Annotated in this window: 28 protein-coding genes; 13 read left to right on the top strand and 15 right to left on the bottom strand. The window is 60.7% G+C overall.

Annotated features, from left to right (window positions below):
- The 3 genes from tnpB to CWI66_RS14645 all read right to left on the bottom strand — a co-directional run.
- On the bottom strand, window positions 1–107 hold a 107-nt coding region (gene tnpB, locus CWI66_RS18720), incomplete at its 3' end, for an IS66 family insertion sequence element accessory protein TnpB (protein WP_198517593.1).
- Complete coding sequence (gene tnpA / locus CWI66_RS14650; protein WP_100732094.1) at window positions 104–394, bottom strand: IS66 family insertion sequence element accessory protein TnpA; 291 nt, start codon at window positions 392–394, stop codon at window positions 104–106. The genes tnpB and tnpA, both read right to left, overlap by 4 nt.
- Window positions 395–475: 81 nt before the next feature.
- Window positions 476–1,576, bottom strand: a complete 1,101-nt coding sequence (locus CWI66_RS14645) for a GGDEF domain-containing protein (protein ID WP_100732092.1) — start codon at window positions 1,574–1,576, stop codon at window positions 476–478.
- A 251-nt stretch (window positions 1,577–1,827) separates the two neighbouring features.
- Here CWI66_RS14645 and CWI66_RS14640 point away from each other — a divergent pair, with 251 nt between their 5' ends.
- Window positions 1,828–2,748 (top strand): ketopantoate reductase family protein, encoded by a 921-nt coding sequence (locus tag CWI66_RS14640; protein WP_100732090.1) that lies wholly within the window; start codon window positions 1,828–1,830, stop codon window positions 2,746–2,748.
- A gap of 134 nt (window positions 2,749–2,882) precedes the next feature.
- Here CWI66_RS14640 and CWI66_RS14635 read toward each other — a convergent pair whose 3' ends face one another.
- The 9 genes from CWI66_RS14635 to CWI66_RS14595 all read right to left on the bottom strand — a co-directional run bounded on the left by CWI66_RS14635 (window position 2,883) and on the right by CWI66_RS14595 (window position 11,977).
- On the bottom strand, window positions 2,883–3,509 hold the full coding sequence (locus CWI66_RS14635) for a glutathione S-transferase family protein (protein WP_100732089.1): 627 nt from the start codon (window positions 3,507–3,509) through the stop codon (window positions 2,883–2,885).
- Between the two features lie 80 nt (window positions 3,510–3,589).
- Window positions 3,590–4,486 (bottom strand): 3-hydroxyisobutyrate dehydrogenase, encoded by an 897-nt coding sequence (gene mmsB / locus CWI66_RS14630; protein ID WP_100732087.1) that lies wholly within the window; start codon window positions 4,484–4,486, stop codon window positions 3,590–3,592.
- A gap of 66 nt (window positions 4,487–4,552) precedes the next feature.
- Complete coding sequence (locus CWI66_RS14625; RefSeq protein WP_100732086.1) at window positions 4,553–5,668, bottom strand: enoyl-CoA hydratase/isomerase family protein; 1,116 nt, start codon at window positions 5,666–5,668, stop codon at window positions 4,553–4,555.
- A 31-nt stretch (window positions 5,669–5,699) separates the two neighbouring features.
- Window positions 5,700–6,854 (bottom strand): acyl-CoA dehydrogenase family protein, encoded by a 1,155-nt coding sequence (locus CWI66_RS14620; RefSeq protein ID WP_100732085.1) that lies wholly within the window; start codon window positions 6,852–6,854, stop codon window positions 5,700–5,702.
- Between the two features lie 265 nt (window positions 6,855–7,119).
- On the bottom strand, window positions 7,120–8,121 hold the full coding sequence (locus tag CWI66_RS14615) for a branched-chain amino acid ABC transporter permease (protein ID WP_100732084.1): 1,002 nt from the start codon (window positions 8,119–8,121) through the stop codon (window positions 7,120–7,122).
- Between the two features lie 2 nt (window positions 8,122–8,123).
- Window positions 8,124–9,011, bottom strand: coding sequence for a branched-chain amino acid ABC transporter permease (locus tag CWI66_RS14610; RefSeq protein ID WP_100732083.1), 888 nt, complete (start codon window positions 9,009–9,011; stop codon window positions 8,124–8,126).
- 65 nt (window positions 9,012–9,076) lie between these two features.
- A complete protein-coding gene (locus CWI66_RS14605) occupies window positions 9,077–10,300 on the bottom strand; it encodes an ABC transporter substrate-binding protein (protein WP_100732082.1) in 1,224 nt (407 codons plus the stop codon).
- A gap of 145 nt (window positions 10,301–10,445) precedes the next feature.
- A complete protein-coding gene (locus tag CWI66_RS14600; RefSeq protein WP_100732081.1) occupies window positions 10,446–11,192 on the bottom strand; it encodes an ABC transporter ATP-binding protein in 747 nt (248 codons plus the stop codon).
- Window positions 11,189–11,977 carry an ABC transporter ATP-binding protein gene (locus CWI66_RS14595; protein WP_016913614.1) on the bottom strand — a complete coding sequence of 263 codons (789 nt, stop codon included), beginning with the start codon at window positions 11,975–11,977 and terminating at the stop codon, window positions 11,189–11,191. The genes CWI66_RS14600 and CWI66_RS14595 overlap by 4 nt, the downstream gene beginning before the upstream one ends.
- A gap of 311 nt (window positions 11,978–12,288) precedes the next feature.
- Here CWI66_RS14595 and CWI66_RS14590 point away from each other — a divergent pair, with 311 nt between their 5' ends.
- From CWI66_RS14590 to CWI66_RS14535, 12 genes are all read left to right on the top strand, one after another.
- Window positions 12,289–12,693: a MerR family transcriptional regulator gene (locus tag CWI66_RS14590; protein ID WP_039177116.1), complete on the top strand. Its 405-nt coding sequence runs from the start codon at window positions 12,289–12,291 to the stop codon at window positions 12,691–12,693.
- A 70-nt stretch (window positions 12,694–12,763) separates the two neighbouring features.
- Entirely contained in the window at window positions 12,764–13,933 is a 1,170-nt protein-coding gene (locus CWI66_RS14585) for an isovaleryl-CoA dehydrogenase (protein WP_100732079.1), read from the top strand.
- Between the two features lie 22 nt (window positions 13,934–13,955).
- On the top strand, window positions 13,956–15,563 hold the full coding sequence (locus tag CWI66_RS14580; protein WP_081194057.1) for a carboxyl transferase domain-containing protein: 1,608 nt from the start codon (window positions 13,956–13,958) through the stop codon (window positions 15,561–15,563).
- A 10-nt stretch (window positions 15,564–15,573) separates the two neighbouring features.
- Window positions 15,574–16,398: an enoyl-CoA hydratase/isomerase family protein gene (locus tag CWI66_RS14575; RefSeq protein WP_100732078.1), complete on the top strand. Its 825-nt coding sequence runs from the start codon at window positions 15,574–15,576 to the stop codon at window positions 16,396–16,398.
- A complete protein-coding gene (locus CWI66_RS14570) occupies window positions 16,395–18,431 on the top strand; it encodes an acetyl/propionyl/methylcrotonyl-CoA carboxylase subunit alpha (protein ID WP_100732077.1) in 2,037 nt (678 codons plus the stop codon). The genes CWI66_RS14575 and CWI66_RS14570 overlap by 4 nt, the downstream gene beginning before the upstream one ends.
- Window positions 18,432–18,440: 9 nt before the next feature.
- Window positions 18,441–19,358 (top strand): hydroxymethylglutaryl-CoA lyase, encoded by a 918-nt coding sequence (locus CWI66_RS14565; protein ID WP_081194060.1) that lies wholly within the window; start codon window positions 18,441–18,443, stop codon window positions 19,356–19,358.
- A gap of 75 nt (window positions 19,359–19,433) precedes the next feature.
- On the top strand, window positions 19,434–21,146 hold the full coding sequence (locus CWI66_RS14560; RefSeq protein ID WP_100732076.1) for an AMP-binding protein: 1,713 nt from the start codon (window positions 19,434–19,436) through the stop codon (window positions 21,144–21,146).
- A gap of 5 nt (window positions 21,147–21,151) precedes the next feature.
- Window positions 21,152–21,964, top strand: a complete 813-nt coding sequence (locus CWI66_RS14555) for a class I SAM-dependent methyltransferase (RefSeq protein ID WP_100732075.1) — start codon at window positions 21,152–21,154, stop codon at window positions 21,962–21,964.
- 77 nt (window positions 21,965–22,041) lie between these two features.
- Window positions 22,042–22,608: a hypothetical protein gene (locus tag CWI66_RS14550; protein WP_016913605.1), complete on the top strand. Its 567-nt coding sequence runs from the start codon at window positions 22,042–22,044 to the stop codon at window positions 22,606–22,608.
- A 115-nt stretch (window positions 22,609–22,723) separates the two neighbouring features.
- A complete protein-coding gene (locus CWI66_RS14545; RefSeq protein WP_016913604.1) occupies window positions 22,724–22,993 on the top strand; it encodes a Trp family transcriptional regulator in 270 nt (89 codons plus the stop codon).
- Entirely contained in the window at window positions 22,990–24,411 is a 1,422-nt protein-coding gene (locus CWI66_RS14540; RefSeq protein WP_100732074.1) for an anthranilate synthase component I family protein, read from the top strand. Before CWI66_RS14545 ends, CWI66_RS14540 begins: the two co-directional genes overlap by 4 nt.
- Window positions 24,408–25,082, top strand: a complete 675-nt coding sequence (locus CWI66_RS14535) for an anthranilate synthase component II (RefSeq protein WP_100732072.1) — start codon at window positions 24,408–24,410, stop codon at window positions 25,080–25,082. Before CWI66_RS14540 ends, CWI66_RS14535 begins: the two co-directional genes overlap by 4 nt.
- Here CWI66_RS14535 and CWI66_RS14530 read toward each other — a convergent pair.
- From CWI66_RS14530 to CWI66_RS18595, 3 genes are read right to left on the bottom strand one after another with little or no spacing between them, the layout of a single operon-like run.
- Window positions 25,060–25,353, bottom strand: coding sequence for a DUF1294 domain-containing protein (locus CWI66_RS14530; protein ID WP_232710930.1), 294 nt, complete (start codon window positions 25,351–25,353; stop codon window positions 25,060–25,062). The genes CWI66_RS14535 and CWI66_RS14530 overlap by 23 nt on opposite strands.
- 16 nt (window positions 25,354–25,369) lie before the next feature.
- Window positions 25,370–26,413, bottom strand: a complete 1,044-nt coding sequence (gene rluF / locus CWI66_RS14525; protein WP_100732070.1) for a 23S rRNA pseudouridine(2604) synthase RluF — start codon at window positions 26,411–26,413, stop codon at window positions 25,370–25,372.
- Window positions 26,414–26,424: 11 nt separating this feature from the next.
- Window positions 26,425–26,547 (bottom strand): hypothetical protein, encoded by a 123-nt coding sequence (locus CWI66_RS18595; RefSeq protein WP_269799723.1) that lies wholly within the window; start codon window positions 26,545–26,547, stop codon window positions 26,425–26,427.
- Window positions 26,548–26,671: the final 124 nt, after the last annotated feature.

The raw sequence follows: 26,671 nt of genomic DNA, 5'->3' as shown, positions 1-26,671 counted from the left end.
TGCTTCAACTGATTCCGAACCAGGGCACTCAGGCCCCGGAACGATTTGCGCATATCGGTGGGCTCGGTGCACAGCCAGATCCGGGCCTGGCTATCGAGTCCGATCATCCGTTCTGGCTCAGCCGGAGTTCGACGCCGTTGCCGAGGCTGAGCACAATGTGCCAGCCTGGGCCGGAGGAGTGCGACGAGCCCATCAGTGACGACAAATCCAGAAAACCGGCTTCACTGGATCCTGCCGAATCATTGGTCGACGGATCAGACAGACGCTTGCGCCAGTTGCAGAAACTGGCGTAACCGATGTTCTCTTGTTTGCAAAACTTCGAAGCTGACAGACCACTGTCACGCTGCTGATCAACCAGGGCCTGCCACTGTTCGGGTGTGCGGTGCTTTCTCATGGGGGTAACCTCGTGTTGGAAAGTGTGAGGTTACTGTAGGGCGATTTTCAGCAGGGTGGCAGAACGTCGTGGAATGAACGCTTACCTATGGCCATCCTGGGCAGTGGCTACACCAATAGTCACGCTCGGGCGCAGCGATGCCATGTCGCCCGTACTGGCCAGTTCCGCTACCCGCTGCTTCAAGCGTTCGGCTACCTGCTGCGCATCGCTGGCAGTCGTATTGGGCAAAGCGACGATGAACTCTTCCCCACCAAAGCGGCCGATGACATCACCCGGCCACAGCAACTGCTCGCATACCTCGGCAATACGCGTCAGCACCCAGTCACCATAGAGATGTCCCCAGGTATCGTTGATGCGCTTGAAATGGTCCACATCGATCATGAACAAGCTAAAAGGCGCTTTCTCGACGCCACAGCGCTGCAACGATTTGTTGGCCAGCATCATGAAGTGCGCACGGTTATTGAGTAGCGTCAGCGCATCGTGCTCGGCCACGTGGCGCAACTGTTCTTCCAATGCTTTTCGGCGAGCTATTTCCTGATGCAGTAGCTGGTTCTGACCACGCTCTTCACAAAGCAGGGCATACTGCTTGCGCTGTAGGCTCTCCAGGCGCAACAGGGCGCAGAACCCCACCACGACGCCCATGATCAATAGCAGCGCAATACGCAATGCAACAATGGCATCGATACCCGTAAATTGCAGTGCCGCCAAAAGAAATCCAATATTCAAGAACAGGCTAGCGGGCAGCGCCACGGTGAGCAGATTAGGGATCAACAGAAAAAACGCCATGGTAGCGACCACCACCGCCGTGATTTGAGTAGGCAGGCTTTCAGGGCGCAGCGGAACGATCAGGATGACGCCAGTGGCCAGCACCCATAATGGCAGCGCATGCAGCCAGTGGCGGTAGACATTCCCACCCCAATGCCTCACAAAAAATGCCACCCACAAACAGCTCCCGACCACCACCGCACGCATGGCCATTATTCTTTGGAACCGCTCACCGGGTCCCAACAAAAAGTAATCAGAAATAGCGAACATGGCGAATACCAGCGCCGCCACACTGACAGCGAGGCTAAACGTATGCCGTGCCCCCTCCATCATGGTGCGACGATAATCCTGCTCCAGCATGGCGTCGCAGAATTGCCCCGTCCATTCATGTACGCGATATTGTTGTTTTAATGCCAACTCCGCCACTCCCTTCAGTATCGCGGCCATATTATTGTGGGCCGATACGTGCATGTATCGGCCAAAATGGCTCACGAAATCACGATGCAGGCTCCCCTACTGCGCCTGCGGTTTGGGCTTACGATACACTGCTTGCCGCGCATAAGGTTAGACGAGGTTTCCACGTTTCCAGCGTTCGTCCATCCACTATGCGAGCTACCTGACTCTCAACACGATAAGCTTGACGCACACCCTCGATGACGGCTTGTACCATGACCACCCACTGGATTCTTGGCCCCGGGGCCATCGGCCGCTTGTTGGCACATTCACTGGCACCGCTTGCTGAGGTGGCCGTCATTGGCCGCCGCCCACTGCCTGGGCAGCAAATACTGACCACGCCGGAAGGCGAAACACGTGCGCAACACTTACCTTCGTTCACCGCTGAACGATTGGCGGCTGGTGCGGCGGCACCGCCAGCTTTCGTGCACATCACTACCAAAGCGATGGTTGCCGAGGCGTCGCTGGCGAGTGTAGCCAGCGTACTGCCCTCCTCGACTCCCCTGGTGCTATGGCAAAATGGTTTTTATGCCCAGCCGCGCATCAGCCAAACGTGGCACGGCCCGGTACTGTGCGCGACGACCACGCAAGGCGCTTATGTAACCGGCGATGATAGTGTCGTCCACGCTGGTCGCGGGCCTACGCTTGTGGGGGATTTGGACAATCAGCACACAGCATTAGCGACCACCCTGGCAGCACTGCTGAGTAACGCCGGATTTACCGCCACGGCGGTAGGTGATATTCGCAGCCGCCTATGGCAGAAATTAGCGGTAAACGCAGCAATCAACCCGTTGGTAGCCCTGCATGGTGTGCGTAATGGAGCGCTGCGCGACGATGCCTACTCAGGCCGTGTGATAGCTGTGGTAGGGGAAGTGGCGACGATTCTAGAAAAAGAAGGTATTGCACCGCCAAACGGTGGTGAAGGGAAAGCCGCTTGGCTGGCGTTGGTGTGGCAGGTGGTAGAAAACACCGCAAATAACAAGGCTTCGATGTTGCAGGATATGGAGGCGAAGCGGCTTACCGAGCGCGGCGCTATTTTGGGGCCATTGATTGAGAGCGCGGAGCGGCATGGGCTGGGGTGTGAGGTGTTGAAAGGGTTGGATCAGGAGCTGGCGTTGCTGGAGGCGGAGTTTTAATTGGGTTTGGGTGGTTTGATCGTCGCGCGCTAAAGCGTCCTCCCACAAACGCACCCAATGTGAGTGCTGTACCAACGGCCAATAGATTGATTGAGCATTGCGACAGCGGCCCCGGCAGTTGCGCCCCCCTTCCTTCACGTCACAGGAATCATCACGACCTTACGGTACGCGGGGCGTTCGGCGAGCTGCTCTGTCCAGCGCTGTAGATGGGGGTAGGATGGCCAGGTGAGACCGCTGTTGAAGAGGTTGTAGGTGAACGGGGCGATGGCGATATCGGCCAGGCCGAAGTCTTCGCCGGAGAACCAGGACTGTTGGTTCAACGTGGTGTCCAGTTGAGCGAAGAGCTTTTCACAAGTGGCGATGGCGGGATCGAGTATCTGACTGTCGCGCTGCTCGGGTGGAGTGCGTACATAGCCCATCAGAATGGTGCGATGGGCAGGCGTGAGCAGACTGGTTGACCAGTCCATCCATTTTTCCATGCGTGCCCGCTGGGCGGGCGCCTCGATCCATAACGGATTGGGGCCGTACTGCGCCGCCAGATAGCGAAGAATGGTGTTGGACTCCCACAGCAGGCTTTGAGTGGCGTCATCCTTGAGCAGGGGTACCAAGCCACTGGGGTTCATGGCGAGGTATTCCGGTGTGTCGTTTACCCCGTGTTGCAGGCCTGCCATGATCTGCTCGTACGGCAGTTGCAGCTCTTCCAGTGTCCAGAGCACTTTCTTGACGTTGGTGGAGTTGTTGCGGCCCCAAAGTGTAATCATGGCAGTCCTTGTGTTTGGCTCAATCGGTTGTTGAGTAACGACTCACTTTTTACGACTCACTCCTCACTCTTTACCACTCACTACTCGCTTTTATCCTGATACAGCTTGAGCAGGCTGGAGAAATCGAGTTTGCCGTTGCCACCCGCCTTGTGCAAGGTGAACAGCGCTCGGGCGGCGGAGCCCATGGGAATGGCAGCGGCGCTTTGCTGGCTGACATCCATGGCCAAGCCAAGGTCCTTGATCATCAGGTCCACCTGGAAGCCGCCCTGATAACCTTTGGAGGCGGGAGCGTTTTCCATGACTCCCGGATAGGGGTTGTAGACGTTGAGCGCCCAGTTGCCGCCGGAACTCTGCTTCATGATTTCCGACAGCACGGCGGGGTCCAGGCCATTCTTGACGCCCATATTGATGGCTTCACAGGTGCCCGCCATGAGGATCGAGAGCAGCATGTTGTTGCACACCTTGGCCACCTGCCCTGCCCCGTGGTCTCCGGCGTGGAAGATGTTCTTGCCCATGGCCTGCAGCACGGGCTGCGCCTGAGTGAACTGGGCATCCGAACCGCCCACGATGAAGGTCAGCGTGCCCGCCTGGGCACCGCCCACACCACCGGAGACTGGCGCATCCACGAAGCCGATGCCCTTTTCAGCGCCAGCGGCGGCGACGTGACGCGCGGTGTCGGCGTCGATGGTCGAGCAGTCGATCACCAGGGCGCCCGTCTTGATGACGTCGAACAGCGGCGCGTCGCCCTCCATGTACAGCCCCCGCACATGCTTGCCCGCCGGTAGCATGGAGATCACGAAATCGGCATCGGTCGCCGCAGCCTGGGCGGTGGCGGCGGTGTCACAGCCCTGGGCACGGGCGGTTTCCAAGGCCTCGGCAGCCAAGTCGAAGGCCCGCACTTGAAAACCGGCTTTCACGAGATTGGCTGCCATGGGGCCGCCCATATTACCCAGGCCGATGAAGGCTACGCTGGTCATATTGTTATCCTTGTTGAGATTGGTCAGCAGTCGATTGAATAGCGCTCTCGAAAGAGACAGCGCGTGTTATTGAAGATCCGCCAGAGGGCTGGTCTCCCAGGGGGATGTCAGCAACTCCTCCATGAAGCTGGGCGGCACCGAGGCCACGTCCGGGAAACGCCAGCGCGGCTGGCCATCCTTGTCGACCAGTAGTGCACGCACGCCTTCGGGGAACTCCTCATGGCGGCAGCACTGCACGGAAAGCGCCAGCTCGAACTGGAACACTTCGGCCAGCGACATGTGCCGGGCGCGCTTGAGCTGCTCATCGATCAGCCGCAAAGAGACCGGGCTGCCATGGGCCAGGGTGCGCTGGGCTTTACTGAACCACTGGTCGTCGCTATCGACTCCCAGCACCGCCGCCACCTGCTGCTCGACGGTATCGTGGTCCATCAGCTCGCGTATCAGTGAAGACGCCTTGTAGACAGGCGCTTCCAGCTCGGCAAACGCCGCCTGAGAAGCCTGCTCCAACTCGCGCAACACGCGGTTGACCACGCCATGGGCGTCGGTTTGCTCTCCTTCTCCCCAGCGGGCTTCCAGCAGCGCCTGAGCCAACGCCTCGCGCTGGTGGCTGGCAATTGCTCGATCTGCCAGGCCTAGATGCAGCGCATCGGGGGCATTGATCTGGCCACCGGTCATGGCCAGAAAACGCCCGGTGCCATTGGGCAGGCGATTGAGAAACCAGCTGGCCCCCACATCGGGGTACAGGCCAATGGTCACTTCCGGCATGGCCAGTCGCGACGTTTCGGTAACGATACGGTGGCTGCTGGCACTGAGCAGCCCCATGCCACCGCCCATCACGATGCCATGCCCCCAGCAGATAATCGGCTTGGCGAAGGTGTGCATCAGGTAGTCGAGCCGATATTCGCGCTCGAAGAAACGCTCGGGGAAGTCCGGCTCACCATCGCCGGTGATGGCCTTGTAGAGATTGACCACGTCGCCCCCTGCACAGAAGGCTTTTTCGCCTGTGCTGTCCAGTAGAATGGCCACCACACGCTCATCCTCCTGCCACTGGGTCAAGCGGGGCAGCAGCGCGTCGATCATCTCCAGGGTCAGCGCATTCAGCGAACGCTCGGCGTTGAGCGTGATCTCGCCGATCACATGGCCGTCCTGGGTCGTGTGCTCTTCAAACAGTACGCAACTCATTGCCTCATCCTTATCTGCCTGGGCGTCGGGGCTACAGTTCGGCGGCGCCATCGGTCAACACACGGCGGGATATGATCAGCCGCATGATCTCGTTGGTGCCTTCCAGAATGCGGTGCACGCGGGTATCACGCACGTAGCGCTCCATGGGGTACTCCTTGATGTAGCCATTGCCACCGTAAAGCTGCAAGGCTTCATCGCACACCTTGAACCCTACATCCGTGGCAAACCGCTTGGCCATGGCGCAGTAGGCGGTGGCATCCGGGTGGCCAGCGTCCAGCTTGGCCGCGGCCATGCGCACCAGTTGGCGGGCAGCCACCAGCTCGGTCACCATGTCGGCCAAACGGAACTGCAGAGCCTGGAAATCGGCCAGCCGCTTGCCGAACTGCTTGCGCTCCAGCAGGTATTCACGGGCTTTGTTGAGCGCTTGCTGGGCGGTGCCGATCGAGCAGGTGGCAATATTGATGCGTCCACCGTCCAACCCCTTCATGGCGATCTTGAAGCCGTCGCCCTCCTTACCCAGCAGCTGGCTGGCAGGCACGCGCACGTCTTCGAAGGTAATCATCCGAGTGGGCTGGCTATTCCAACCCATCTTGTCTTCCTTGCGGCCGTAGCTGATCCCGTCACTCTGGGCATCCACGGCAAAGGCAGACACACCGCCCGCCCCTTCGCCGCCGGTACGGGCCATCACCACCAGAAAATCGGTGCTGCCTGCCCCGGAAATGAACATCTTGCTGCCATTCAGCACGTAGTGCTCACCGTCGCGCCGGGCGGTGGTCTTGAGCGATGCGGCGTCGGAGCCCGCGTTGGGCTCGGTTAGGCAGTAGGAGCCCAGCAGCTCACCGGTCGCCAAACGCTCGCCCCACTGCTCCACGGCTTCTGGCGTGCCGAAATCCGCCAGCATCCAGGTCACCATGTTGTGGATGGTGAGGTATGCCGTAGTAGAGGTACAGCCCATGGAGAGCTGCTCGAAAATGATGCTGGCATCCAGCCGCGAAAGCCCCAGCCCGCCCACACGCTCCGGGGCATACAGGGAGCAGAACCCCAGCTCGCCTGCCTTGCGAATCACGTCCACCGGGAAAAAAGCCTCGGCATCCCATTTAGCGGCGTGGGGCTCCAGCTCATTCTGGGCAAACCCCCGCGCCATATCGGCAAAGGCAACCTGGTCTTCACTCAGCTCAAAATTCATGGCGGTCTCCGCTGCGGCGAGCCCCTGAACTCAGTCAGAAGCCTCGCCCACTATTATCGTTATCGGTCACGTTGACGTTTACGTTAACTTATATTTTTAGGCGGATTTGCGCAACCGAATCCCCCACGACCTTTGGCGTAGAAAGACAACGCTCCCCTCGCCAAAGGTCCACGCACCAGAGGCCAGCGCCCGCACCCACAAAAAAGGGTGCCACGAAGGCACCCAAATCCACAGACAGACGCAGTTTCTCGGCCCTTTCCGGGCGCTACTTGAAGTTCTTACGGTATATCTTGGCCAGCTCACCCACGATACCGCTGCGGAAGCTGAGAACACACACCACGAAGATGATACCCAGGATGACGTTGACCCAGTTGCCCAGCGGCGATTGGGCCAGAACATGCTGTAGGCTGACCACCAGACCCGCCCCCATCACCGGCCCGAGCAGAGTGCCCACGCCGCCCAGCAGGGTCATCAGGATCACCTCGCCGGACATGTGCCAGTGAGCATCAGTGAGCGACGCCAGCTGGAACACCACGGTCTTGGTCGCTCCGGCCAGCCCGGCCAGCGCCGCCGACAGGACGAACGCCAGCAGCTTATAGGCATCGACGTTGTAACCCAGCGAAATCGCCCTAGGCTCGTTCTCGCGGATGGCCTTGAGTACCTGCCCATAAGGGGAGTGCACGGTGCGCTGCACCAGGGCAAAGCCCAACAGGAACACGGCAAACACGAAGTAGTACATGCTCAGGTTGTTACGCAGGCTGATGAAGCCGAACAGATGCCCACGCGGCACGCCATGCAGGCCATCTTCTCCCCCGGTAAAGGGCGCCTGCACGAACACGAAGTACACCAGCTGGGCCAGCGCCAACGTGACCATGGCAAAGTAGATCCCCTGGCGGCGAATGGCCAGCAGCCCGAAGCCCGCACCGACCAGGGTGGCGGTCAGGGTCCCTGCCAATATGCCCAGCTCCGGGGTCAGGCCCGGATAGCTGGCCAGCAGATACCCGGTCACGTAGCCCCCCGTCGCCAGAAAGGCCGCGTGGCCAAACGAGAGCAGCCCGGCATACCCCAGCAATAGATTGAAGGCGCAAGCAAACAGGGCAAAGCAGAGGATTTTCATCAAGAACACAGGGTAAGCGACAAAGGGTGCCACCAACCCCACGACGATGAGTGCCAGATAGAACATGTTGCGGCGCAGCCTGGCTCGACGCTGGCGCTCCTGCACGGCGGAGGGCAGCGCGACGGCTGATGAAGTATGCGGCGTTGCCATGGTTAAGCCTCCTTACCGAACAGCCCAGAGGGGCGTAACATGAGCACCAGGATCATGACCAGAAAAATGACCGTATTGGAGGCTTCCGGGTAATACACCTTGGTCAGCCCTTCGATGATTCCCATGCCCAATCCCGTCACGATAGCCCCCAGAATCGACCCCATGCCGCCAATGACCACCACCGCAAACACCACGATCAAAAGATTGGAGCCCATGGTGGGTGAGACAGGGTAAAGCGGTGCAGCCAATACCCCGGCAAAGGCCGCCAGGCCCACGCCAAACCCGTAGGTCAAGGTGATCAACAGCGGTACGTTGACACCAAACGCCTGCATCAATTGCGAGTTTTCGGTACCTGCCCGCAGGTAGGCACCCAGCCGCGTACGCTCGATCATGAACCAGGTGAACAGACACATGGCCAGCGCCATCACCAGCACCCAGGCACGGTAGGTGGGCAGGAACATGAAGCCGAGATTGAGACCACCCTGCAGCGCCTCAGGGGTGGCGTAACGCGCCCCGGAAACCCCGAAAAAGTTCACCAGAGTGCCTTCAAAAATCAGTGCCAACCCGAACGTCAGCAACAACCCGTACAGGTGGTCCAGGTGGGCAATGCGACGCAGCAGAAAACGCTCCATCAGCATGCCGAAACCACCCACCACTACGGGCACCAGCACTAGCGCCAACCAGTAATTGATGCCCAGATAGCGAAAGCCCAGCAGCGCCGCAAAGGCGCCCAGCATGTACTGCGCCCCATGGGCAAAGTTGACGATCTTCAGTAGCCCGAAGATAACCGCCAGGCCCAAGCTAAGCAGCGCATAAAAGGCTCCATTCACAAGCCCAAGCGTTAGCTGGCCCATGAAGACGGCCAATGGCACGCCGAATATCATCGTCATGGTGTGATTCTCCTTGTCACCAGGCGGGGTCCGCCCGCCTGGTGCTGTTCAGCGTGACGTGCCAATCAGTTGTTCACCAGCGAACACTGGCTTTCAGAGAGCGGGCGGTAGGCTTCTTCGGCGGGAATGGTGCTGAGGATATTGTACAAGTCCCACTCACCGGTCGACTCTTCCGGCGTTTTCACCTGGGCCAGGTACATGTCGTGAACCATGCGGCCATCTTCACGAATACGGCCATTGCGGGCAAAGAAGTCCTCTACCGGCATCTCGGCCATTTGCGCACGAACGGTCTCCGGGTCATCGGTACCAGCAGCTTCTACGGCCTTGAGGTAATGCATGGTGCTGGAGTAGATACCGGCCTGAACCATGGTCGGCATGCGACCCACTTGATCGTAGTAACGCTCGGCCCACTCACGCGACTCGTCGTCCATGTCCCAGTACCAGCCAGTGGTCAGCAGCAGCCCTTGGGTGGCTTCCAGGCCCAGCGCGTGCACGTCGTTGAGGAAGATCAACAGGCCCGCCAGTTGCTGGCCGCTTTGGGTCAGGCCGAACTGGCTTGCCGTGGCGATGGCATTCACGGTGTCTGCCCCGGCGTTCGCCAGGCCCACGATCTTGGCACCGGAGCCCTGGGCCTGAAGAATGTAGGAGGAGAAGTCGCTGGTGGGGAACGGGTGACGCACGCCGCCGACAATTTCACCGCCATTGGCTTCTACCACGCTGGTCACGTCGCCTTCCAGAGCATGACCAAAAGCGTAGTCAGCGGTCAGCATGAACCAGGTATCGCCGCCCTGCTCGACGACCGCCTTGGCGGTACCGTTGGCCAGGGGATAGGTGTCATACACCCAGTGAATATGGTTCGGAGTACAGTGTTCGTTGGTAATGCTAGACGCCGCCGAGCCGGAGACGATGCCCAGGCCGTTGTTCTCTTGCAACACTTTGGTCACGGCGATAGACACAGACGACGCCACTATGCCGCCAACCATATCGACGTTACGCTGGTCGATCCACTCGCGCACGGTGTTGGCACCCACGTCGGCACTGTTGCGGTCATCGGCGCTGAAAATCACAATGGGCGAGCCGTTCACGCTGCCGCCAAAATCGGCCACCGCCATTTCCATCGCAGTTTGGCCACCTGGGCCAGCCAAATCACGGTAGGTGCCGGACATATCGGCCAAGTAGCCAATACGCACTTCACCATCGCTGATCTCGGCATGGGCGGTCGAGATCGCCATGCTGGAGGCAGCGGCAACGGCGATGCTGGCGGCCAGCGTTTTCTTCATATAGGTCATGTTCGTCTCCTGGCCCTCTGGGCCTTTGTTTTTATGATGCGGACGTTCAGTTATAGCGTTTGTGTGTGGAGCGCTTGTGTATGGAACGTAAGTGTTGCGTTTGTTGTTCTTTAAGGCCGTGCTTACAGTTTAGATGGTGTGCGATTTATACCCCCAGCATGCTGTTTAAATGTTCCCGCCGGGAAGGCAACTGCTCAGCGGTGATCTCCTCAACAATTTGGCCGTGATCCATCACAAAGTGACGATCGGCCAGCGGGGCAGCAAAGCGGAAGTTCTGCTCAACCAGCACGATGGTCATGCCGCGCTCTTTTAGCTGCACCAATACCTCGCCCAGCTTTTGCACGATGACCGGCGCCAAGCCTTCGGTGATTTCATCCAGCAGCAGCAAGCGCGCACCGGTACGCAGAATGCGCGCCATGGCCAGCATCTGCTGTTCGCCGCCGGAGAGCCGCGTGCCCTGGCTTTTGCGACGCTCGTAGAGGTTCGGGAACATGCCGTAGATTTCATCCAAGCTCATTCCGCCTGAACGCACAGTGGGTGGCAGCAGCAGGTTTTCGTGAACATCTAAGCTCGCAAAAATACCGCGCTCTTCCGGGCAGTAGCCAATGCCTAACCGGGGAATATGGTGCGGCTTCATGCGCAGGGTTTCATTGCCATTAATGACAATCGAACCGGTGCGCCGCCCCACCATATTCATAATCGCTTTTAGGGTGGTGCTGCGGCCCGCGCCGTTGCGGCCCAGCAGAGTCACCAGCTCGCCACGTTTCACGTCGAAATTCACCCCATGCAGAATGTGCGATTCGCCATAGAAGGCATGCAGGTCCTGCACGCGGAGCATTTCCAGGCTTTGGGTCTCTGCGGCCGGATGTTCGAGGGCTTCTGCGGTCTTCATACGGCGGCCTCCTCACTGGCAGCTTCGCTGCCCATATAGGCTTCACGTACCAGCGGGTTGCGGGAAACGCTGTCGTAGTCGCCTTCCGCCAATACCGCACCTCGGGCCAATACCGTAATGCGGTCACACAAGCGGCTGACCACGCTCAGGTTGTGCTCCACCATCAGCACGGTACGCCCCTGGGAAACGCGCTTGATCAACGCCACGATGCGATCCACGTCTTCGGCACCCATGCCCTGGGTGGGCTCGTCCAGCAGCATCATGCTGGGGTCCAGCGCCAGAGTGGTCGCTACCTCCAGGGCGCGCTTGCGGCCATAGGGCATTTCAACCGTCAATGTATCGGCATACTCGCGCAGCCCCACTTCATCCAGCAAGGCCAGCGCACGATCATTGAGGTGATCCAGCGTTTTTTCGGACTTCCAGAAATGAAACGACGTGCCCAACTGGCGCTGCAGCGCAACGCGTACGTTTTCCAGCGCCGTCATGTGCGCAAACACCGCCGAAATCTGAAACGAGCGCACCAGGCCCAACTGGGCAATGTCATTGGATTTCTTGCTGGTAATCGGCTGGCCACGGTAGAGAATCTCACCGCGCGTTGGAGGGAGGAACTTGGTGAGCAGGTTGAACACCGTGGTTTTGCCAGCACCGTTGGGGCCGATCAGGGCGTGGATATGCCCTTCCTGCACCTGTAGGTTGACGTTATCCACGGCCGTAAAGCCGCGAAACTCTTTGGTCAGCCCTCGCGTTTCGAGCACTGGCCCCTGGGTCACTTCATCTGCACGCATGAGGTAGGACGCCTCTTGTTGTTCTTGTAGGGTGGGAAGCGCAGCGGAGTAACCGGCAACGCATCCTTACCTGAACGTAAGCTGTAGGTGCAAACTAGCAACCCAGCACCGGGTATTACAATTACAACTTTGGTCTATGCACCACGATAGCACAGCGCTTGAAAACGCTGAAATCACTAAATTTCAACAGCTTGTAAATTTTAAATGCTTGCCAACGATAGCCATTCGCTGCTTTACGTTAACGTAAACTTGTTTTAGCCTCATGGTCAGTGTTCCATAGGGACATTCCCCTATCGACGAGAATAACGATCATGAGCAAAACCTACACGATCAGCGAGTTGGCCAGCGAGTTCGATGTCACCACGCGCAGCATCCGTTTTTATGAAGATCAGGAGCTGCTGCACCCTTCTCGCCGTGGGCAAACACGCATTTACAGCAGTAAGGACCGCGTACGCCTGAAGCTGACCCTGCGCGGCAAACGGCTGGGCTTTTCACTGGCCGAGATTCGCGAACTGTTCGAGCTGTGGGACGAAACCCGCAGCGGCAGCGAAAAGCAGTTGCACCTGATGCTCAGCAAGATCGGCGAACGCAAGGCTGCGCTGGAGCAGCAGATGAAAGACATCACCATGGTGCAACTGGAGCTGGAGAGTGCCGAAATCCGCTGCCGCCAGGCGCTGGAAGAGTTGAACGAGAAACACCCGGCCACTTCCAAATAAGCCGCCCGAATACCGCCAGCAGACACGGCCCACTAACAATCAACAAGCAACGACAACAAGGTGATTGAGCATGTTTTCCCACTATACAGAACTGAATTTTGGCCTCGATGACGAGCTGAACATGCTGCGCGAACAGGTCAATGCGTTTGCCGCCAGCGAAATCGCGCCCAGAGCCGCCGAGATCGACCGTAACAACGAGTTCCCCAACGACCTGTGGCAGAAGTTTGGTGAGATGGGGCTGCTGGGCATTACCGTCCCGGAAGAGGATGGCGGTAGCGGCATGGGCTATCTGGCGCACTGCATTGCCATGGAAGAGATCTCTCGTGCCAGTGCGTCGGTGGCCCTCTCTTATGGCGCGCACTCCAACCTGTGCGTCAACCAGTTGAAGATCAACGCCTCCGCCGAGCAGAAAGCCAAATACCTGCCCAAACTGATCAGCGGTGAGCACGTGGGCGCGCTGGCCATGTCGGAGCCAGGTGCCGGTTCCGATGTAGTGTCGATGCAGCTGCGCGCCAAGGAAGATGGCGACCACTACGTGCTCAACGGCAACAAGATGTGGATCACCAACGGCCCCGATGCCGACGTGCTGGTGGTCTACGCCAAGACCGACCCGGAGGCAGGCTCCAAGGGCATCACCGCATTCATCATCGAGAAAGGCATGCCCGGCTTCACCACCGCCCAGAAGCTCGACAAGTTGGGCATGCGCGGCTCCAACACCTGCGAGCTGGTGTTTCAGGACTGCCGCGTGCCCGCCGAGAACGTGCTGGGCGAGGTAGGCAAGGGCGTGCGGGTATTGATGAGCGGGCTGGATTACGAGCGCACCGTGCTGGCCGCCGGCCCCATCGGCATCATGCAGGCCGCCATGGACGTGGTCATTCCCTATATCCACGAGCGCAAGCAGTTCAACCAATCCATCGGCGAGTTCCAGCTGGTACAGGGCAAAGTGGCCGACATGTACACCACGCTGAATGCTTGCCGCGCTTACCTGTATGCCGTGGCCAGCGCCTGCGACCGGGGCCAGACCTCGCGCAAGGATGCCGCCGGGGTGATTCTGTATTGTGCTGAAAAGGCCACCCAGGTCGCGCTGGACGCCATTCAACTGCTGGGCGGCAATGGCTATATCAACGAATACCCCACCGGCCGCCTGCTGCGCGATGCGAAGCTCTATGAAATTGGCGCCGGTACCAGCGAAATTCGCCGCATGCTGATTGGTCGCGAACTCTTCACCGAAAGCCATTAATCGACTCAGGAAGGTTTGCGCCATGAGCACACTATCGACACAGATCAACCCGCGCAGCGATGTGTTTCAGGCCAACGAGGCCGCCATGCTGGGGGAGGTGAACAAGCTGCGTGAGCTGACCGCGGCCATCGCCCAGGGCGGCGGCGCCAACGCCCGCAGCCGCCACGAAAGCCGTGGCAAGCTGTTCGTACGTGACCGTATCGACCACTTGATCGATGAAGGCTCGCCGTTTCTGGAATTTTCTGCGCTGGCAGCCCATCACGTTTACGACAGCGATGTGCCCGCCGCCGGGGTGGTCACCGGGATTGGCCGGGTATCGGGGGTGGAGTGCGTGATCGTGGCCAACGATGCCACGGTCAAGGGCGGCACCTACTTCCCGCTGACGGTGAAAAAGCACCTGCGCGCCCAGGAAGTGGCTCGCAAGCACCGCCTGCCATGCATCTACCTGGTCGATTCCGGCGGGGCTTTCCTGCCCCGCCAGGACGAGGTCTTCCCCGACCGCGACCACTTCGGCCGCATTTTCTACAACCAGGCCACGCTCTCTGCCGAGGGTATCCCGCAAATCGCGGTGGTCATGGGCTCCTGCACCGCAGGCGGTGCTTATGTGCCCGCCATGGCGGACGAGTCCATCATCGTCAAGGAGCAGGGAACGATCTTTTTGGGTGGCCCACCGCTGGTCAAAGCAGCGACCGGGGAAAACATCAGCGCCGAAGACCTGGGCGGCGCCGATGTGCACACCCGCATCAGCGGCGTGGCCGACCACTACGCCGAAAACGACGCCCATGCGCTGCAGCTGGCACGGGCCTGCGTGTCCCGGCTCAACTGGCAAAAGCGTGGCCAGCTCGCCATGCAACCCCCCAGGCCGCCAAGACTCGACCCCGCAGAGCTGTACGGCATCGTCGGCACCGATCTGAAAAAACCTTACGATGTGCGCGAAGTGATCGGCCGTATCGTCGATGGCTCTGATTTCGATGAGTTCAAGCGCTACTACGGCGACACCCTGGTGACCGGCTTTGCACATATCCACGGCTACCCGGTGGGTATCGTCGCCAACAACGGCGTGCTGTTTTCGGAAAGCGCCGTGAAAGGCGCGCACTTCATCGAACTGTGTGCCCAGCGCAAGATTCCGCTGGTCTTCCTGCAGAACATCACCGGCTTCATGGTGGGCTCCAAATACGAGCACGAAGGCATCGCCAAGCACGGCGCCAAACTGGTCACCGCCGTGGCCTGCGCCAACGTACCGAAGTACACCGTGCTGATTGGTGGCAGCTTCGGTGCTGGCAACTACGGCATGTGTGGCCGAGCCTACGACCCCAATCTGCTGTTCATGTGGCCCAATGCACGTATTTCCGTAATGGGCGGCGAGCAGGCGGCAGGCGTACTTTCCCAGGTGAAGCGCGAGCAGTACGAACGAGAAGGCCGGGAATGGAGCAAGGCCGACGAAGAGGCCTTCAAACAGCCCACCCGCGACCAGTACGAGCACCAGGGCCACCCCTACTACGCCAGCGCGCGCCTGTGGGATGACGGAGTCATCGACCCGCTGCAAACCCGCGACGTGCTGGGTCTCTCGTTGGCCGCCGCCATGAACGCAGAAATCAAAGAGACGCGCTTCGGCGTGTTCCGGATGTAAGGGGCATCACATGGCTTACTCAACCCTGGTTATCGAATCGGGTGTCGCCCGGCTGACCTTGAACCGCCCAGAGGTGCACAACGCCTTTGACGATCGCTTGATCGCCGAACTGAACGGTCATCTAGAAACCCTGCACGATCTGGCCAGCGCAGGCGACGTGCGCGTGGTGATCCTCGGCTCCGAGGGCAAGAGCTTTTCGGCCGGTGCGGACCTGAACTGGATGAAGCGCATGGTCGATTACGACCTGGCCGACAACCTGGCCGATTCACGCAAGCTGGCGGCGCTGATGCACGGCCTGGACACGCTGCCCTGCCCCACCCTGTGCCGCGTTCAGGGCGCCGCGTTCGGTGGCGCAGTCGGGCTTGCCGCCTGCTGCGACATCGTCATCGCTTCCGAGAAGGCTCGGTTTTGCCTGTCGGAGGTCAATATCGGCCTGTCACCGGCCGTGATCAGCCCTTACGTCCAGCGCGCCCTCGGCCAACGGCAGATGCGCCGCTACGCGCTGAGCGCCGAAGTCATGGATGCCCCCACCGCGCTGCAGCTGGGGCTCGCCCACCAGGTGGTCGAACACGATGCGCTGGATCACGCCATCGATACCATGATCGACACCCTGGCCAAGGGCTCTCCTCAGGCGCAGCGGGCAACCAAAGCCCTGCTGGCCAGCGTGGCCCAGGCCCCGGACTCGGATGCCACCCGCGAGCACACCTGCCAGGTCATCGCCCAGCTGCGGGTCAGTGAAGAAGGCCAGGAGGGCCTGGCCAGCTTTTTCGACAAGCGCCGCCCCGCCTGGACATCCCCCGAAGAACACCAACACGCCGCGGAGCCACGCTCATGACGCCTACCCCGACCCCCTTCGATACCCTACTGGTAGCCAACCGGGGTGAAATTGCCTGCCGCGTGATGCGCACCGCCCGCCGTCTGGGGCTGAAAACCGTGGCGGTCTACTCGGATGCCGATGCCACCGCCCGCCATGTGCGGGAAGCCGACGAGGCCGTGCGTCTTGGCCCGGCGGCCGCCCGGGAAAGCTACCTGAACATCGAGGCAGTGATCGACGCCGCCCAACGCACCGGCACCGGCGCCATTCACCCCGGTTACGGCTTTCTGTCCGAAAACGGCACCTTCGTCAAAGCGCTGGAACAGGCCGGTATTACCTTCGTTGGCCCGCCCGCTTCCGCCATTGCCGCCATGGGCGACAAATCGGCGGCCAAGGCACGCATGGCCAACGCGGGGGTGCCGCTGGTACCGGGCTATCATGGCGACGACCAGAATGACGCCCTGCTGCGCGCCGAAGCCGACAAGATTGGCTACCCGGTGATGCTGAAGGCCAGCGCAGGCGGTGGCGGCAAGGGCATGCGCGTGGTCGAAAGCGGCGAAGGCTTCAAGGCAGCGCTGGACGGCTGCCGCCGAGAATCGAAAGCCGCCTTTGGCGACGACCGCATGCTGATCGAAAAGTATCTGGTGCAGCCCCGCCATGTGGAGGTACAGGTCTTTTGCGACCGCTACGGCCAAGGCGTGTACCTCTTCGAGCGCGACTGCAGCGTGCAGCGTCGCCACCAGAAAGTCATCGAAGAAGCCCCCGCCCCCGGCATGACGCCCGAGCTGCGCACCGCCATGGGCGACGCCGCCGTTCGCGCTGCCAAGGAGATCGGCTACGTGGGCGCGGGCACGGTGGAGTTCCTTCTGGACGCCGATGGCTCGTTCTACTTCATGGAGATGAACACCCGCCTGCAGGTGGAGCACCCCGTCACCGAGATGATCACCGGCCAGGATCTGGTGGAGTGGCAATTGCGAGTCGCCATGGGCGAGCCGCTGCCCTGTCGTCAGGACGAGCTGACCATCACCGGCCACAGCTTCGAGGCGAGGCTCTACGCCGAGGACCCGGAGCAGGACTTCTTGCCTGCCACCGGCCTGCTGGCCCGCTTCGAACTGGACACCGAAGGCGCGGGCCTGGCCGCCGACCAGGTGCGCCTGGACAGCGGCGTGGAGAGCGGCGATCGCGTGTCGATGCACTACGACCCCATGCTGGCCAAGCTGATCGTGCACGGTGTCGACCGCGACGCAGCGCTGGCTACCTTGAACCGGGCGCTGGCCGCGCTGGATGTGCAGGGGGTGGTGACCAACCGCGCCTTCCTGCAGCGGCTGGCCAATCACCCCGGCTTCAAGAACGTCGAGCTGGACACGCGCTTCATCGAACGCAACGAAGCGACGCTATTCGCGCCACGCCGCTACACCACGCAGGACTATGCCAGCGCTGCGCTGATCGGGCTGCACCAGCTGGCTCAGGAGTGCGAAAGCGACTCGCCCTGGGACCGCCACGACGGCTTCCGGCTCAATGCCCCGCACACCATCCGCATCACGCTGTGCGACCCCAGCGCGGCGCAAGGCTCGGAGAGGGACAGCCTGGTCGTGGTGGAGGGCAAACGCACGAACCTGGACGCCCAGTGGCAGCTGACCATCGGCGAGCACACGCTCAGCGCCAGCCTGCAACCGCTGGCAGGCGATGCGGTGGCGGTGACCCTCGACGGCCATCGCCGTCGCCTGCAGGCCTACCGGGATGGCAATGTCGTCGTGATGGCCGAACCCAGCGGCGAAACCCGCCTGCTCTGGCAGCGTATCGACGCCATCGACCACGGCCATCAGGAAACCGAAGCGACCCTCACCGCCCCCATGCACGGCACCGTCGTGGCGCTGCTGGTCGAGCCCGGCGCCACAGTGGAAAAAGGCATGCCCTTGATGGTCATGGAGGCCATGAAAATGGAGCACACCATGACGGCACCGACCCACGGCAGCGTGGCCACGTTCCACTTCCAGGCAGGCGACACGGTCAGCCAGGGTGACGTGCTGCTCGACTTTGCCCCCAGCGAATAGGAGCTTTTCATGGCACTGCCTACGGCTATCAAGCTGTTTGAAATGGCCCCTCGCGACGGGCTGCAGAACGAACCGGGCACCCTGGTGCCCACTGCCACCAAAATCGCGCTGATCGAGCGCCTGGCAGCGGCCGGCCTGCGGCATATCGAAGCCGCCAGCTTCGTTTCTCCCAAGTGGGTACCGCAGATGGGCGATGCCGCCGAGGTGATGCGCGGCCTCAAACGCCAGCCCGGCGTGGTGTATTCTGCCCTCACGCCGAACCTGAAGGGGCTGGAAGGCGCTCTGGACGTGGGCGTCGAGGAGGTCGCCGTGTTTGGCGCCGCCTCGGAAGCGTTCTCGCAGAAGAACATCAACTGCTCTATCACCGAGTCGCTGGCACGCTTTGAGCCAGTGCTCGCACGGGCCAACGAGGCAGGCGTGCGAGTGCGTGGCTACGTCTCCTGCGTGCTGGGGTGCCCCTACGAAGGTGACATCGCCCCGCAGAAAGTCGCCGAGGTGGCGAAAGCGCTCTACGACATGGGCTGTTACGAGATTTCCCTCGGGGACACCATCGGTACCGGCACGCCGCTGGCCGCCAAACGCATGATCGAAGCCACCGCCCAACACGTGCCCATCGAACGGCTGGCCGCGCACTTCCATGACACTTACGGCATGGCCATCGCCAACCTGTACGCCGTGCTGGAAGAGGGCGTCGGCGTCATCGACGCCGCCACGGCAGGCCTCGGTGGCTGCCCCTATGCCAAGGGCGCCTCCGGCAACGTGGCCATGGAAGACGTGCTGTACCTGCTGCAAGGACTCGGCATCGAGACCGGTATCGACCTGCAAGCGGTGATCGACACCGGCGACTGGATCACGCGGCAGTTGGGCCGCCAGCCCAGCGCCAAAGTGGCGCTGGCCAGAGGGTGCACACAGCGCACTCCCGGCTAGTACAGCCCGGCGCTAATAATTAAAAACGCTTCACTTCCCGTTCAGACAACAATAAAGATTTCGGAGAGACTCACCATGGCATCATCTGCACCGCTTTCCAGCGCCCTGCCCAGCTACACCAGCAGCACCGCCGACAAACCCTTGCTGGGCATGACCATTGGCGACAAGTTCGACCAGATTGCCGCCCAATACCCGGACAACGACGCGTTGATCGCACTGCACCAGAACATTCACTGGAGCTACCGAGAACTGCAGCGAGAGGTGAATCGCTGCGCTCGGGCCCTGCTTGCCATCGGGGTCAAGAAAGGCGACCGGGTCGGCATCTGGGCACCCAACTGCAGCGAGTGGACGCTGAGCCAGTTTGCCACCGCCAAGATCGGTGCCATTCTGGTCAACATCAACCCCTCTTACCGGACCCACGAGCTGGAGTACGCGCTCAACCAATCCGGCGCACGCTTTTTGATCACCGCCCACCAGTTCAAGAGCTCCCACTACACCGCCATGCTGTACGAGCTGGCCCCCGAGCTGAACCACTGCGCCGAAGGAGCGCTGAACGCCCATAAGTTGCCGCAGCTGCAGTGCATCATCAATCTCAGCGACGAGAAGCACAGCGGCATGTGGCGCTGGGCCGACTTCATTGACCAGGCCGACACCGTCAGCCAGACCGAAGTGGACGACCTGCAAGCCACCCTGCAGTTCGACGACCCGATCAACATTCAATACACCTCCGGCACCACGGGGTTTCCCAAGGGGGCCACACTCTCCCACCACAACATTCTCAACAACGGCTTTTTCGTGGCAGAGAGCATGGGCTTTACCAGCGCCGACCGGCTGGTAATCCCGGTGCCGCTCTACCACTGCTTCGGCATGGTCATGGGCAACCTGGGCTGCATGACCCATGGGGCCGCCATGATCTACCCGGACGAAGGCTTCGACCCCGGTAAAGTCCTGAAAGCCGTCCATGAGCAGAAAGCCACCGCCCTCTACGGCGTGCCCACCATGTTCATTGCCGAGCTCGAACACCCCGACTTCGCGTCGACCGACTTTTCGTCGCTGCGAACCGGGATCATGGCTGGCTCCATCTGCCCTGCCGAAATCATGAAGCAGGTCATCGACAAGATGAACATGAAGGGCGTGCAGATTGCCTATGGCATGACCGAGACCAGCCCGGTGTCGACACAGACCGGCGCCAACGACACCATCGACAAGCGCGTTTCCACCGTGGGCCGTACCCAGCCCCACCTGGAAAGCAAGATCGTCGACCCAGGCAATGGCGGCATCCTGCCCCGTGGAGAAATCGGCGAGCTGTGCACCCGTGGCTATAGCGTGATGCTCAAGTACTGGAACAACGACAAAGCCACCGCCGAAGCCATCGACGAGGCAGGCTGGATGCATACCGGCGACCTGGCCACCATGGATGACGAGGGCTACATCCAGATCGTGGGGCGTATCAAGGACATGGTGATTCGCGGCGGTGAAAACGTCTACCCGAAAGAGATCGAAGAGTTTCTGTACACCCACCCGGCCATTTCCGAAGTCCAGGTCACCGGCGTACCCGACAAGAAGTATGGCGAAGAGCTGATCGCCTGGGTGAAGCTCAACACCACCGCGGGCGAGATCACCGGTGAAGACCTGCGCGAATACTGCAAGGGCAAGATCACTCACTTCAAGATCCCCCGCTACTTCAAGTTCGTGGATGCGTTCCCCATGACCGTCACCGGCAAGATCCAGAAGTTCAAGATGCGCGAAATCTCGATAGAAGAGCTGGGCCTGGACGAGCAGAAGTAGCCGCCATGGCAAAGCCCCTGGCGCATCATTACGATCAGGGGCTGCGCGATCAGGAGATCCTCCAGCAGTTGCGCAGCCATTATCCTGAGGGTCCGACGCTGCACCAGCTCGCGCCACTGGACCAACTGCATATCGGTGGCCTGGCCGCCTCGGCCAGGCTGTTGGCCCTGATCGAGCCGCAAAGCGAGGTGCTGGACATCGGTGCCGGGCTGGGCGGGCTGATGCGCCAGGGCGCGGCCATGGGTCTACACATGACCGGGCTGGATATCACCCACCGCTTCAGCGCGCTCAACCGGGCCATCAGCCAACTCACTCCCGTCTCCACGGGCGGCAAATTGCACTGGGTGACGGGAAATGCCAGCGCTCTGCCGTTTACCGACGCGAGCTTCGATGCGGTGGTGTTTCAGCACAGCCTGATGAACATGCCTGACCCGGAAAGCGTGCTGGCCCAGTGCCGCCGAGTGCTGCGCCCCGGCGGGCAGCTGGTGATGCACGAAGTGGTGGGCGGCTCGAACCAGGCAGCGCTGCGCTTCCCGGTGCCCTGGGCGGAAGGGCCCGAACATTCGCACCTGCTCAGCCTGGAGGCATTGACTACCCTGCTGCAACGGCAAGGCTTCACCTTGCAACACCACGAGGATTGGAGCCAGACCGCCCTGGCGTGGCGCCAGCGTCAACGCCAAAAGGAGCAGACCGCCCAGCCTGCGGTCGTCTCGCCCCAGTGGGTATTTGGCGAGCGCTTTCTGACCATGGGCAAGCACCTGCTGGAAAATCTCGCTCAACAGGCAATTAACGTGGTGGAAATCAGCGCCCGCTGCTAACCTGTAACGGTTGACTCGATAAACTGCGACCCGCCTGCATAACGATAAGGTCACGATCAAGGACAAGAGGAACGCCAATGAACCGCCTGGCAAGCACCCTGCTCCTGACGCTGGTGAGCGCTGCGCCCTTCGCCACCGCCCTGGCGAGTGACGACACGGTATTGCTGGCGTATGCAGCGCCCGACGGTGAGTGGATTCGGCTGGATAACGGCGTGGTGCTGGAAGGCAGCGACCTGAGCAGCCTGGACACCAACACCACCGGCTTTCGGCTGACCGCAGGCTTCAGCCCCGAACGGCTGCCACGGCTGGATATCGGTGCCGAGATCGCCTATCGCGAAAGTGAAGAAGTCCCCATTACGTCCCAGGTGAGCCCGCTGCTCATGGATACCCTAAGCCTGGGTGGCGCCCTGGTGGCAGGCGTGCGCATGGGCGCCGTCAGCGTTTATGCCAAATCCGGCTTCACCGAGTGGCGGGGTGAAGCGTACCAGCCCCATGCCGATGATGGCGGCACGGCGCTGCTGCAAGGCTTCGGCGCCACCATGACCGTCAACCGGTTAATCAGCCGTTTCGAGTACGAGCGTATCGACACGCCCACGCTCAGCCACCTCAATATGCTCAGCGCTTCGCTACACCTGCCGTTTTAATCCCGGTTTTCGATGCTGCCAGCCGAGATGTCTCTTGACCCTGCGCTTATTCGTGTTAATGTACTAGCGTACTAGTACATTAACACGATTTTCATCGACCGCTGGTGACTCACTCATGACCCTCTCTCCGTCACACTATCAGGCTGAGCTGGTACGCCATCTGGTGGCCATCGAGACCCCCGAGGCCATGGACGCTGCGCTGGCCAGCCTGCTGACACCAGCGGAGTACCAGGAAATCAGCAAGCGTCTGCAGATTTTCAAGCTGCTCAACGAAGGGGTACCCCACCGCAAGATTGCCGATACCCTCGGGGTCGGTATTGCCACGGTATCCAGGGGCTCTCGCGCACTGAACCAGTCATCTTCATCACGGAACGACCCTTTATGAGCACTCACACTCAGGCCAACACCACTGGCCCAACGCCGTTTACACTGCCCCGTAAACCGCACTACGTGACGTTGGCGGCAGACTGCGACTTCTTCGCCCTGTTTCAAAAAATCGAGCGCCGCTTCGACACCTGCTACATGCTGGAGTCGCTGGGCGAAGATAGCCATATGGCGCGCCACTCGATCATTGGCTTCGACCCCGAATATACGCTGTACGCCAATGGCCACACGCTGACCATCGAAAACCGCGGCGGGCAGGCCGAGCAGTACACCAGCGAGAACCCCTACGAGCTGCTGCGCAGCCTGATTCCGCAGAACATCATTTCCCGCAAGTATGCCGGGGGCCTCAGCGGCTATCTGGGCTACGACGCCATGCAGTACTTCGAGCCTTCGCTGACGCTGAAAGCCAGCGACGACTTCGATACCTTCCGCTTCGGGCTTTACAAGGATGGCTTGATCCTCGACAAGATGACCGGGGAAGTCACCTACTTCTACTACGACAACAGCCGCTATGATTTTCTGCAGACACTGATCGAAGCAGCAGACGAGCCTGCCGGGGCGCTCAGCATTACCGCACTGGGCGACACCATGAGCAAGGCCCAGCATGCCGAAGCCGTGGCCAAAGTGAAGCAGGACATCATCGACGGCAAGGTGTTCCAGTGTGAAGTGGGATTCAAGAAGCGCTTTCGCATCCAGGGCGATACCCTGGCGCTCTATGACCAGCTGCGCACCATCAACCCGTCACCGCAGATGTATTACGTCAAATTCGGTGAACAGAAGCTGATCGGCGCCAGCCCCGAACTGCTGTTTCGTCTGCGCCAGGGCGAAATGGAAACCTTCCCGCTGGCGGGCACCACGCTCCGTGGCCAGACCCCCCAGGAAGACACGCAGCTGGCCCGCGCACTGCTCAACGACCCGAAGGAGATCGCCGAGCACAACATGATCGTGGACCTGCACCGCAACGACATCGGCCGCGTGGCCCAGTTTGGAACGGTGAAGGTACGCAGCCTGATGGACATCAAGCGGTTCAGCCACGTACAGCACATCTCCAGCGAGATCGTCGGCATCATCGCCGAAGGCGAAGACATGTTCTCCGCCCTGGCCAGCAACTTCCCTGCCGGAACGCTGACCGGTGCTCCCAAGATCGAGGCCATGAAGATCATCGACGACCTGGAAACCGACGGTCGCGGCCCCTATGGCGGCGCAGTGGGCCAGTTTTCCTTCAATGGCGACTGCACCTTCGCCATTCCGATTCGTACGGTGTTCGTCAACGGTGAACGTGCCTACGTGCAAACCTGCGGCGGCAACGTCTACGACAGCAATGCCGAGGATGAGTACGAGGAGATTCGTCGCAAGTTCGCTGGTACCCGCAAGGCGCTAGCCCCCTTTATGAGCACGGAAACGGAGAGCCCCGCATGAAGGTGCTGATCATCGACAACTACGACTCGTTCACCTACAACCTCTACCAGTTCATCGGTGAAATTCTCACCACCGAAAAGAATCGCGGGGAGCTGCCGCATTTCGAGATCGTGGTGAAGCGGAACAACCAGATCGACTTCAAGGCCATCGAGGCCATGGCCCCGGACCGCATCATCATTTCGCCGGGGCCGGGCTCGCCGGACGACCCGCGCTACTTCGGGGTGTGTGCCGAGGTCATCGAAAAACTCGGCAAGACGACGCCACTGCTGGGAGTGTGCCTGGGCATGCAGGGGATCGTGCATGTCTTTGGTGGCAAGGTGGTCAAGGCGCCGCTGCCCATGCACGGCAAGATCAGCCCCATTCACCACGATGACCGCTCGGTGTTCCAGGGCGTCCCCGACCAATTGGAAGTGATGCGCTACCACTCCTTGATTGCCGACGCCACCACCCTGCCCGAGTGCCTGGAAGTGACCGCCACGGTCGGCGCGCTGACCGCCGAGCATTTTGCCGAGCGCAGCGCCTGGCAGGCCGCAGGCGAGTTCGAGCTGATGGGCGTGAAGCACCGCGACTACCCCATCCACGGCATTCAGTTCCACCCGGAATCGTTTGCCACCGAAGGCGGCAAGGAACTGATCGCCAACTTCCTGTTCAACTCGGCCAAGGTTGCGTAAGCGCCAGCACAGCCGCCAGACAGGCCAGGTTGAGCACCACCGTGAGCCAGAAAACTCGCCGAAAAGCGGTTTTCTGGGTCTTGTGGCGCAGCTGCTGCTGAGCGCACCACGCGCCTGGCCAACCCCCCAACAGCGCCAGCCAGTGCAGCGTTTTTTCGCTCACCCGCTGGCGCTTCTTGATCGCCGCCCGCTTGTCCCATGCATAGGTGGCATAGGTCACGGCGCTGGCCGCTGCATAGAGCGCCAGCCCGAAAAGCATCCATGAGGTCATGATGGGCCCTGGCTGACTATTTGCGCCGGGAAGACGGCTTACCGGCGGCTGTTCTGCCCCCACCAGGTCGACCACCCTTGATGGCACCCTTGCCCGCGCCCGACTTGCCACCGGGTTTACTGCCGGGCCTGCCCTTGCCTTTGGCAGCCGGTTTTCCCGTTGGCTTTGCTTTGGCGCCTGGCTTACCCGACGCGACTACTTTCCCCTTGGAGTCCTGACGGCTCTTGCCACCCGAACGGGCACCTGGTGAGGCCTTTTTCGCTGCCGGTGGTTTACCCTTCGCGCCATGTCTGTTGCCGCTGTAGTCAGGCCTGTCGCTTTTTTTCTTCTCCGGTGCAGCTTGCGAGGTTTCGGTCAGGGCAATGATGGTCTCGATCTCACGGGGCGTCAGATCGCGCCAGTCGCCCAGCGCCAGGCCTTTCAAGGAGACGTTCATGATGCGTGTACGCACCAGTTGCGTCACTTCGTAACCGAAGTATTCGCACATACGGCGAATTTGACGATTCAGCCCCTGCACCAGCGTAATATTGAAGACGAAAGTAGACTCCTTGACCACGCGACACTTTTTGGTCACTTGGCCAAGAATGGGCACCCCGCCCTGCATACCGGCAATGAACTCATCGGTGATCGGCTTATCCACCGTCACCACGTACTCTTTCTCGTGATGATTGTTGGCGCGCAGAATTTTGTTGACCAGATCGCCGTTGTTGGTGAGAAAGATCAGGCCCTGGGAGTCCTTGTCCAGCCGTCCGATGGGAAAGATACGCGTGCCGTGCTTGACGAACTCGACGATATTGTCCTTTTCGGCAGACTCCGTGGTGCTGACGATGCCCACCGGCTTGTTCAGCGCGATCAATACCAGGTCTTCCTCTTCCTGCGGTTCGATCTCCTGGCCGTTCACCTTGACCCGATCTCCCGCCACCACCTGATCCCCCGTGGTGGCCCGGCGACCGTTGATATAGACATTGCCCTGCTCCACGAAGCGGTCGGCTTCGCGGCGGGAGCACAGGCCGCTTTCACTGATGTACTTGTTGATACGGGTAGAGGTTCTTAACGGCATAAAGCGCTACGTCATCCCATTGGGTTAAAAGAAGAGCCCGGCTGCTGGAGGAAGGCGACTTCTTCCGGCGTGGAGAGAACAGGCTCCAGCGTTTGAAACCAGAAGACCATCACGGCCTGCGCATCTGCGCGCATGGTGCACCTCCCCTGGAGTGCGTCGTTGACGTCCTCCCCGCCCTAAAGAGGGTGTCGCGAAAGGGGCAAAGCCGTAAAATGAACCTTCTATCTGTCTGAGAGCTTACCGTGTCGACAGCATGCA

It is taken from the genome of Halomonas sp. 141 (assembly GCF_002810305.1).
Classification (GTDB): Bacteria; Pseudomonadota; Gammaproteobacteria; order Pseudomonadales; family Halomonadaceae; genus Vreelandella; species Vreelandella stevensii.
This window is presented reverse-complemented; position numbering and strand designations above follow the sequence as displayed.

Bases quoted from the DNA above. Each gene is read 5' to 3' on its own strand.
- tnpA (WP_100732094.1), bottom strand. From the start codon at position 394: ATGAGAAAGCACCGCACACCCGAACAGTGGCAGGCCCTGGTTGATCAG.
- CWI66_RS14640 (WP_100732090.1), top strand. From the start codon at position 1,828: ATGACCACCCACTGGATTCTTGGCCCCGGGGCCATCGGCCGCTTGTTG.
- CWI66_RS14635 (WP_100732089.1), bottom strand. From the start codon at position 3,509: ATGATTACACTTTGGGGCCGCAACAACTCCACCAACGTCAAGAAAGTG.
- mmsB (WP_100732087.1), bottom strand. From the start codon at position 4,486: ATGACCAGCGTAGCCTTCATCGGCCTGGGTAATATGGGCGGCCCCATG.
- CWI66_RS14625 (WP_100732086.1), bottom strand. From the start codon at position 5,668: ATGAGTTGCGTACTGTTTGAAGAGCACACGACCCAGGACGGCCATGTG.
- CWI66_RS14620 (WP_100732085.1), bottom strand. From the start codon at position 6,854: ATGAATTTTGAGCTGAGTGAAGACCAGGTTGCCTTTGCCGATATGGCG.
- CWI66_RS14615 (WP_100732084.1), bottom strand. From the start codon at position 8,121: ATGGCAACGCCGCATACTTCATCAGCCGTCGCGCTGCCCTCCGCCGTG.
- CWI66_RS14610 (WP_100732083.1), bottom strand. From the start codon at position 9,011: ATGACGATGATATTCGGCGTGCCATTGGCCGTCTTCATGGGCCAGCTA.
- CWI66_RS14605 (WP_100732082.1), bottom strand. From the start codon at position 10,300: ATGACCTATATGAAGAAAACGCTGGCCGCCAGCATCGCCGTTGCCGCT.
- CWI66_RS14600 (WP_100732081.1), bottom strand. From the start codon at position 11,192: ATGAAGACCGCAGAAGCCCTCGAACATCCGGCCGCAGAGACCCAAAGC.
- CWI66_RS14595 (WP_016913614.1), bottom strand. From the start codon at position 11,977: ATGCGTGCAGATGAAGTGACCCAGGGGCCAGTGCTCGAAACGCGAGGG.
- CWI66_RS14590 (WP_039177116.1), top strand. From the start codon at position 12,289: ATGAGCAAAACCTACACGATCAGCGAGTTGGCCAGCGAGTTCGATGTC.
- CWI66_RS14585 (WP_100732079.1), top strand. From the start codon at position 12,764: ATGTTTTCCCACTATACAGAACTGAATTTTGGCCTCGATGACGAGCTG.
- CWI66_RS14580 (WP_081194057.1), top strand. From the start codon at position 13,956: ATGAGCACACTATCGACACAGATCAACCCGCGCAGCGATGTGTTTCAG.
- CWI66_RS14575 (WP_100732078.1), top strand. From the start codon at position 15,574: ATGGCTTACTCAACCCTGGTTATCGAATCGGGTGTCGCCCGGCTGACC.
- CWI66_RS14570 (WP_100732077.1), top strand. From the start codon at position 16,395: ATGACGCCTACCCCGACCCCCTTCGATACCCTACTGGTAGCCAACCGG.
- CWI66_RS14565 (WP_081194060.1), top strand. From the start codon at position 18,441: ATGGCACTGCCTACGGCTATCAAGCTGTTTGAAATGGCCCCTCGCGAC.
- CWI66_RS14560 (WP_100732076.1), top strand. From the start codon at position 19,434: ATGGCATCATCTGCACCGCTTTCCAGCGCCCTGCCCAGCTACACCAGC.
- CWI66_RS14555 (WP_100732075.1), top strand. From the start codon at position 21,152: ATGGCAAAGCCCCTGGCGCATCATTACGATCAGGGGCTGCGCGATCAG.
- CWI66_RS14550 (WP_016913605.1), top strand. From the start codon at position 22,042: ATGAACCGCCTGGCAAGCACCCTGCTCCTGACGCTGGTGAGCGCTGCG.
- CWI66_RS14545 (WP_016913604.1), top strand. From the start codon at position 22,724: ATGACCCTCTCTCCGTCACACTATCAGGCTGAGCTGGTACGCCATCTG.
- CWI66_RS14540 (WP_100732074.1), top strand. From the start codon at position 22,990: ATGAGCACTCACACTCAGGCCAACACCACTGGCCCAACGCCGTTTACA.
- CWI66_RS14535 (WP_100732072.1), top strand. From the start codon at position 24,408: ATGAAGGTGCTGATCATCGACAACTACGACTCGTTCACCTACAACCTC.
- CWI66_RS14530 (WP_232710930.1), bottom strand. From the start codon at position 25,353: ATGACCTCATGGATGCTTTTCGGGCTGGCGCTCTATGCAGCGGCCAGC.
- rluF (WP_100732070.1), bottom strand. From the start codon at position 26,413: ATGCCGTTAAGAACCTCTACCCGTATCAACAAGTACATCAGTGAAAGC.
- CWI66_RS18595 (WP_269799723.1), bottom strand. From the start codon at position 26,547: ATGCGCGCAGATGCGCAGGCCGTGATGGTCTTCTGGTTTCAAACGCTG.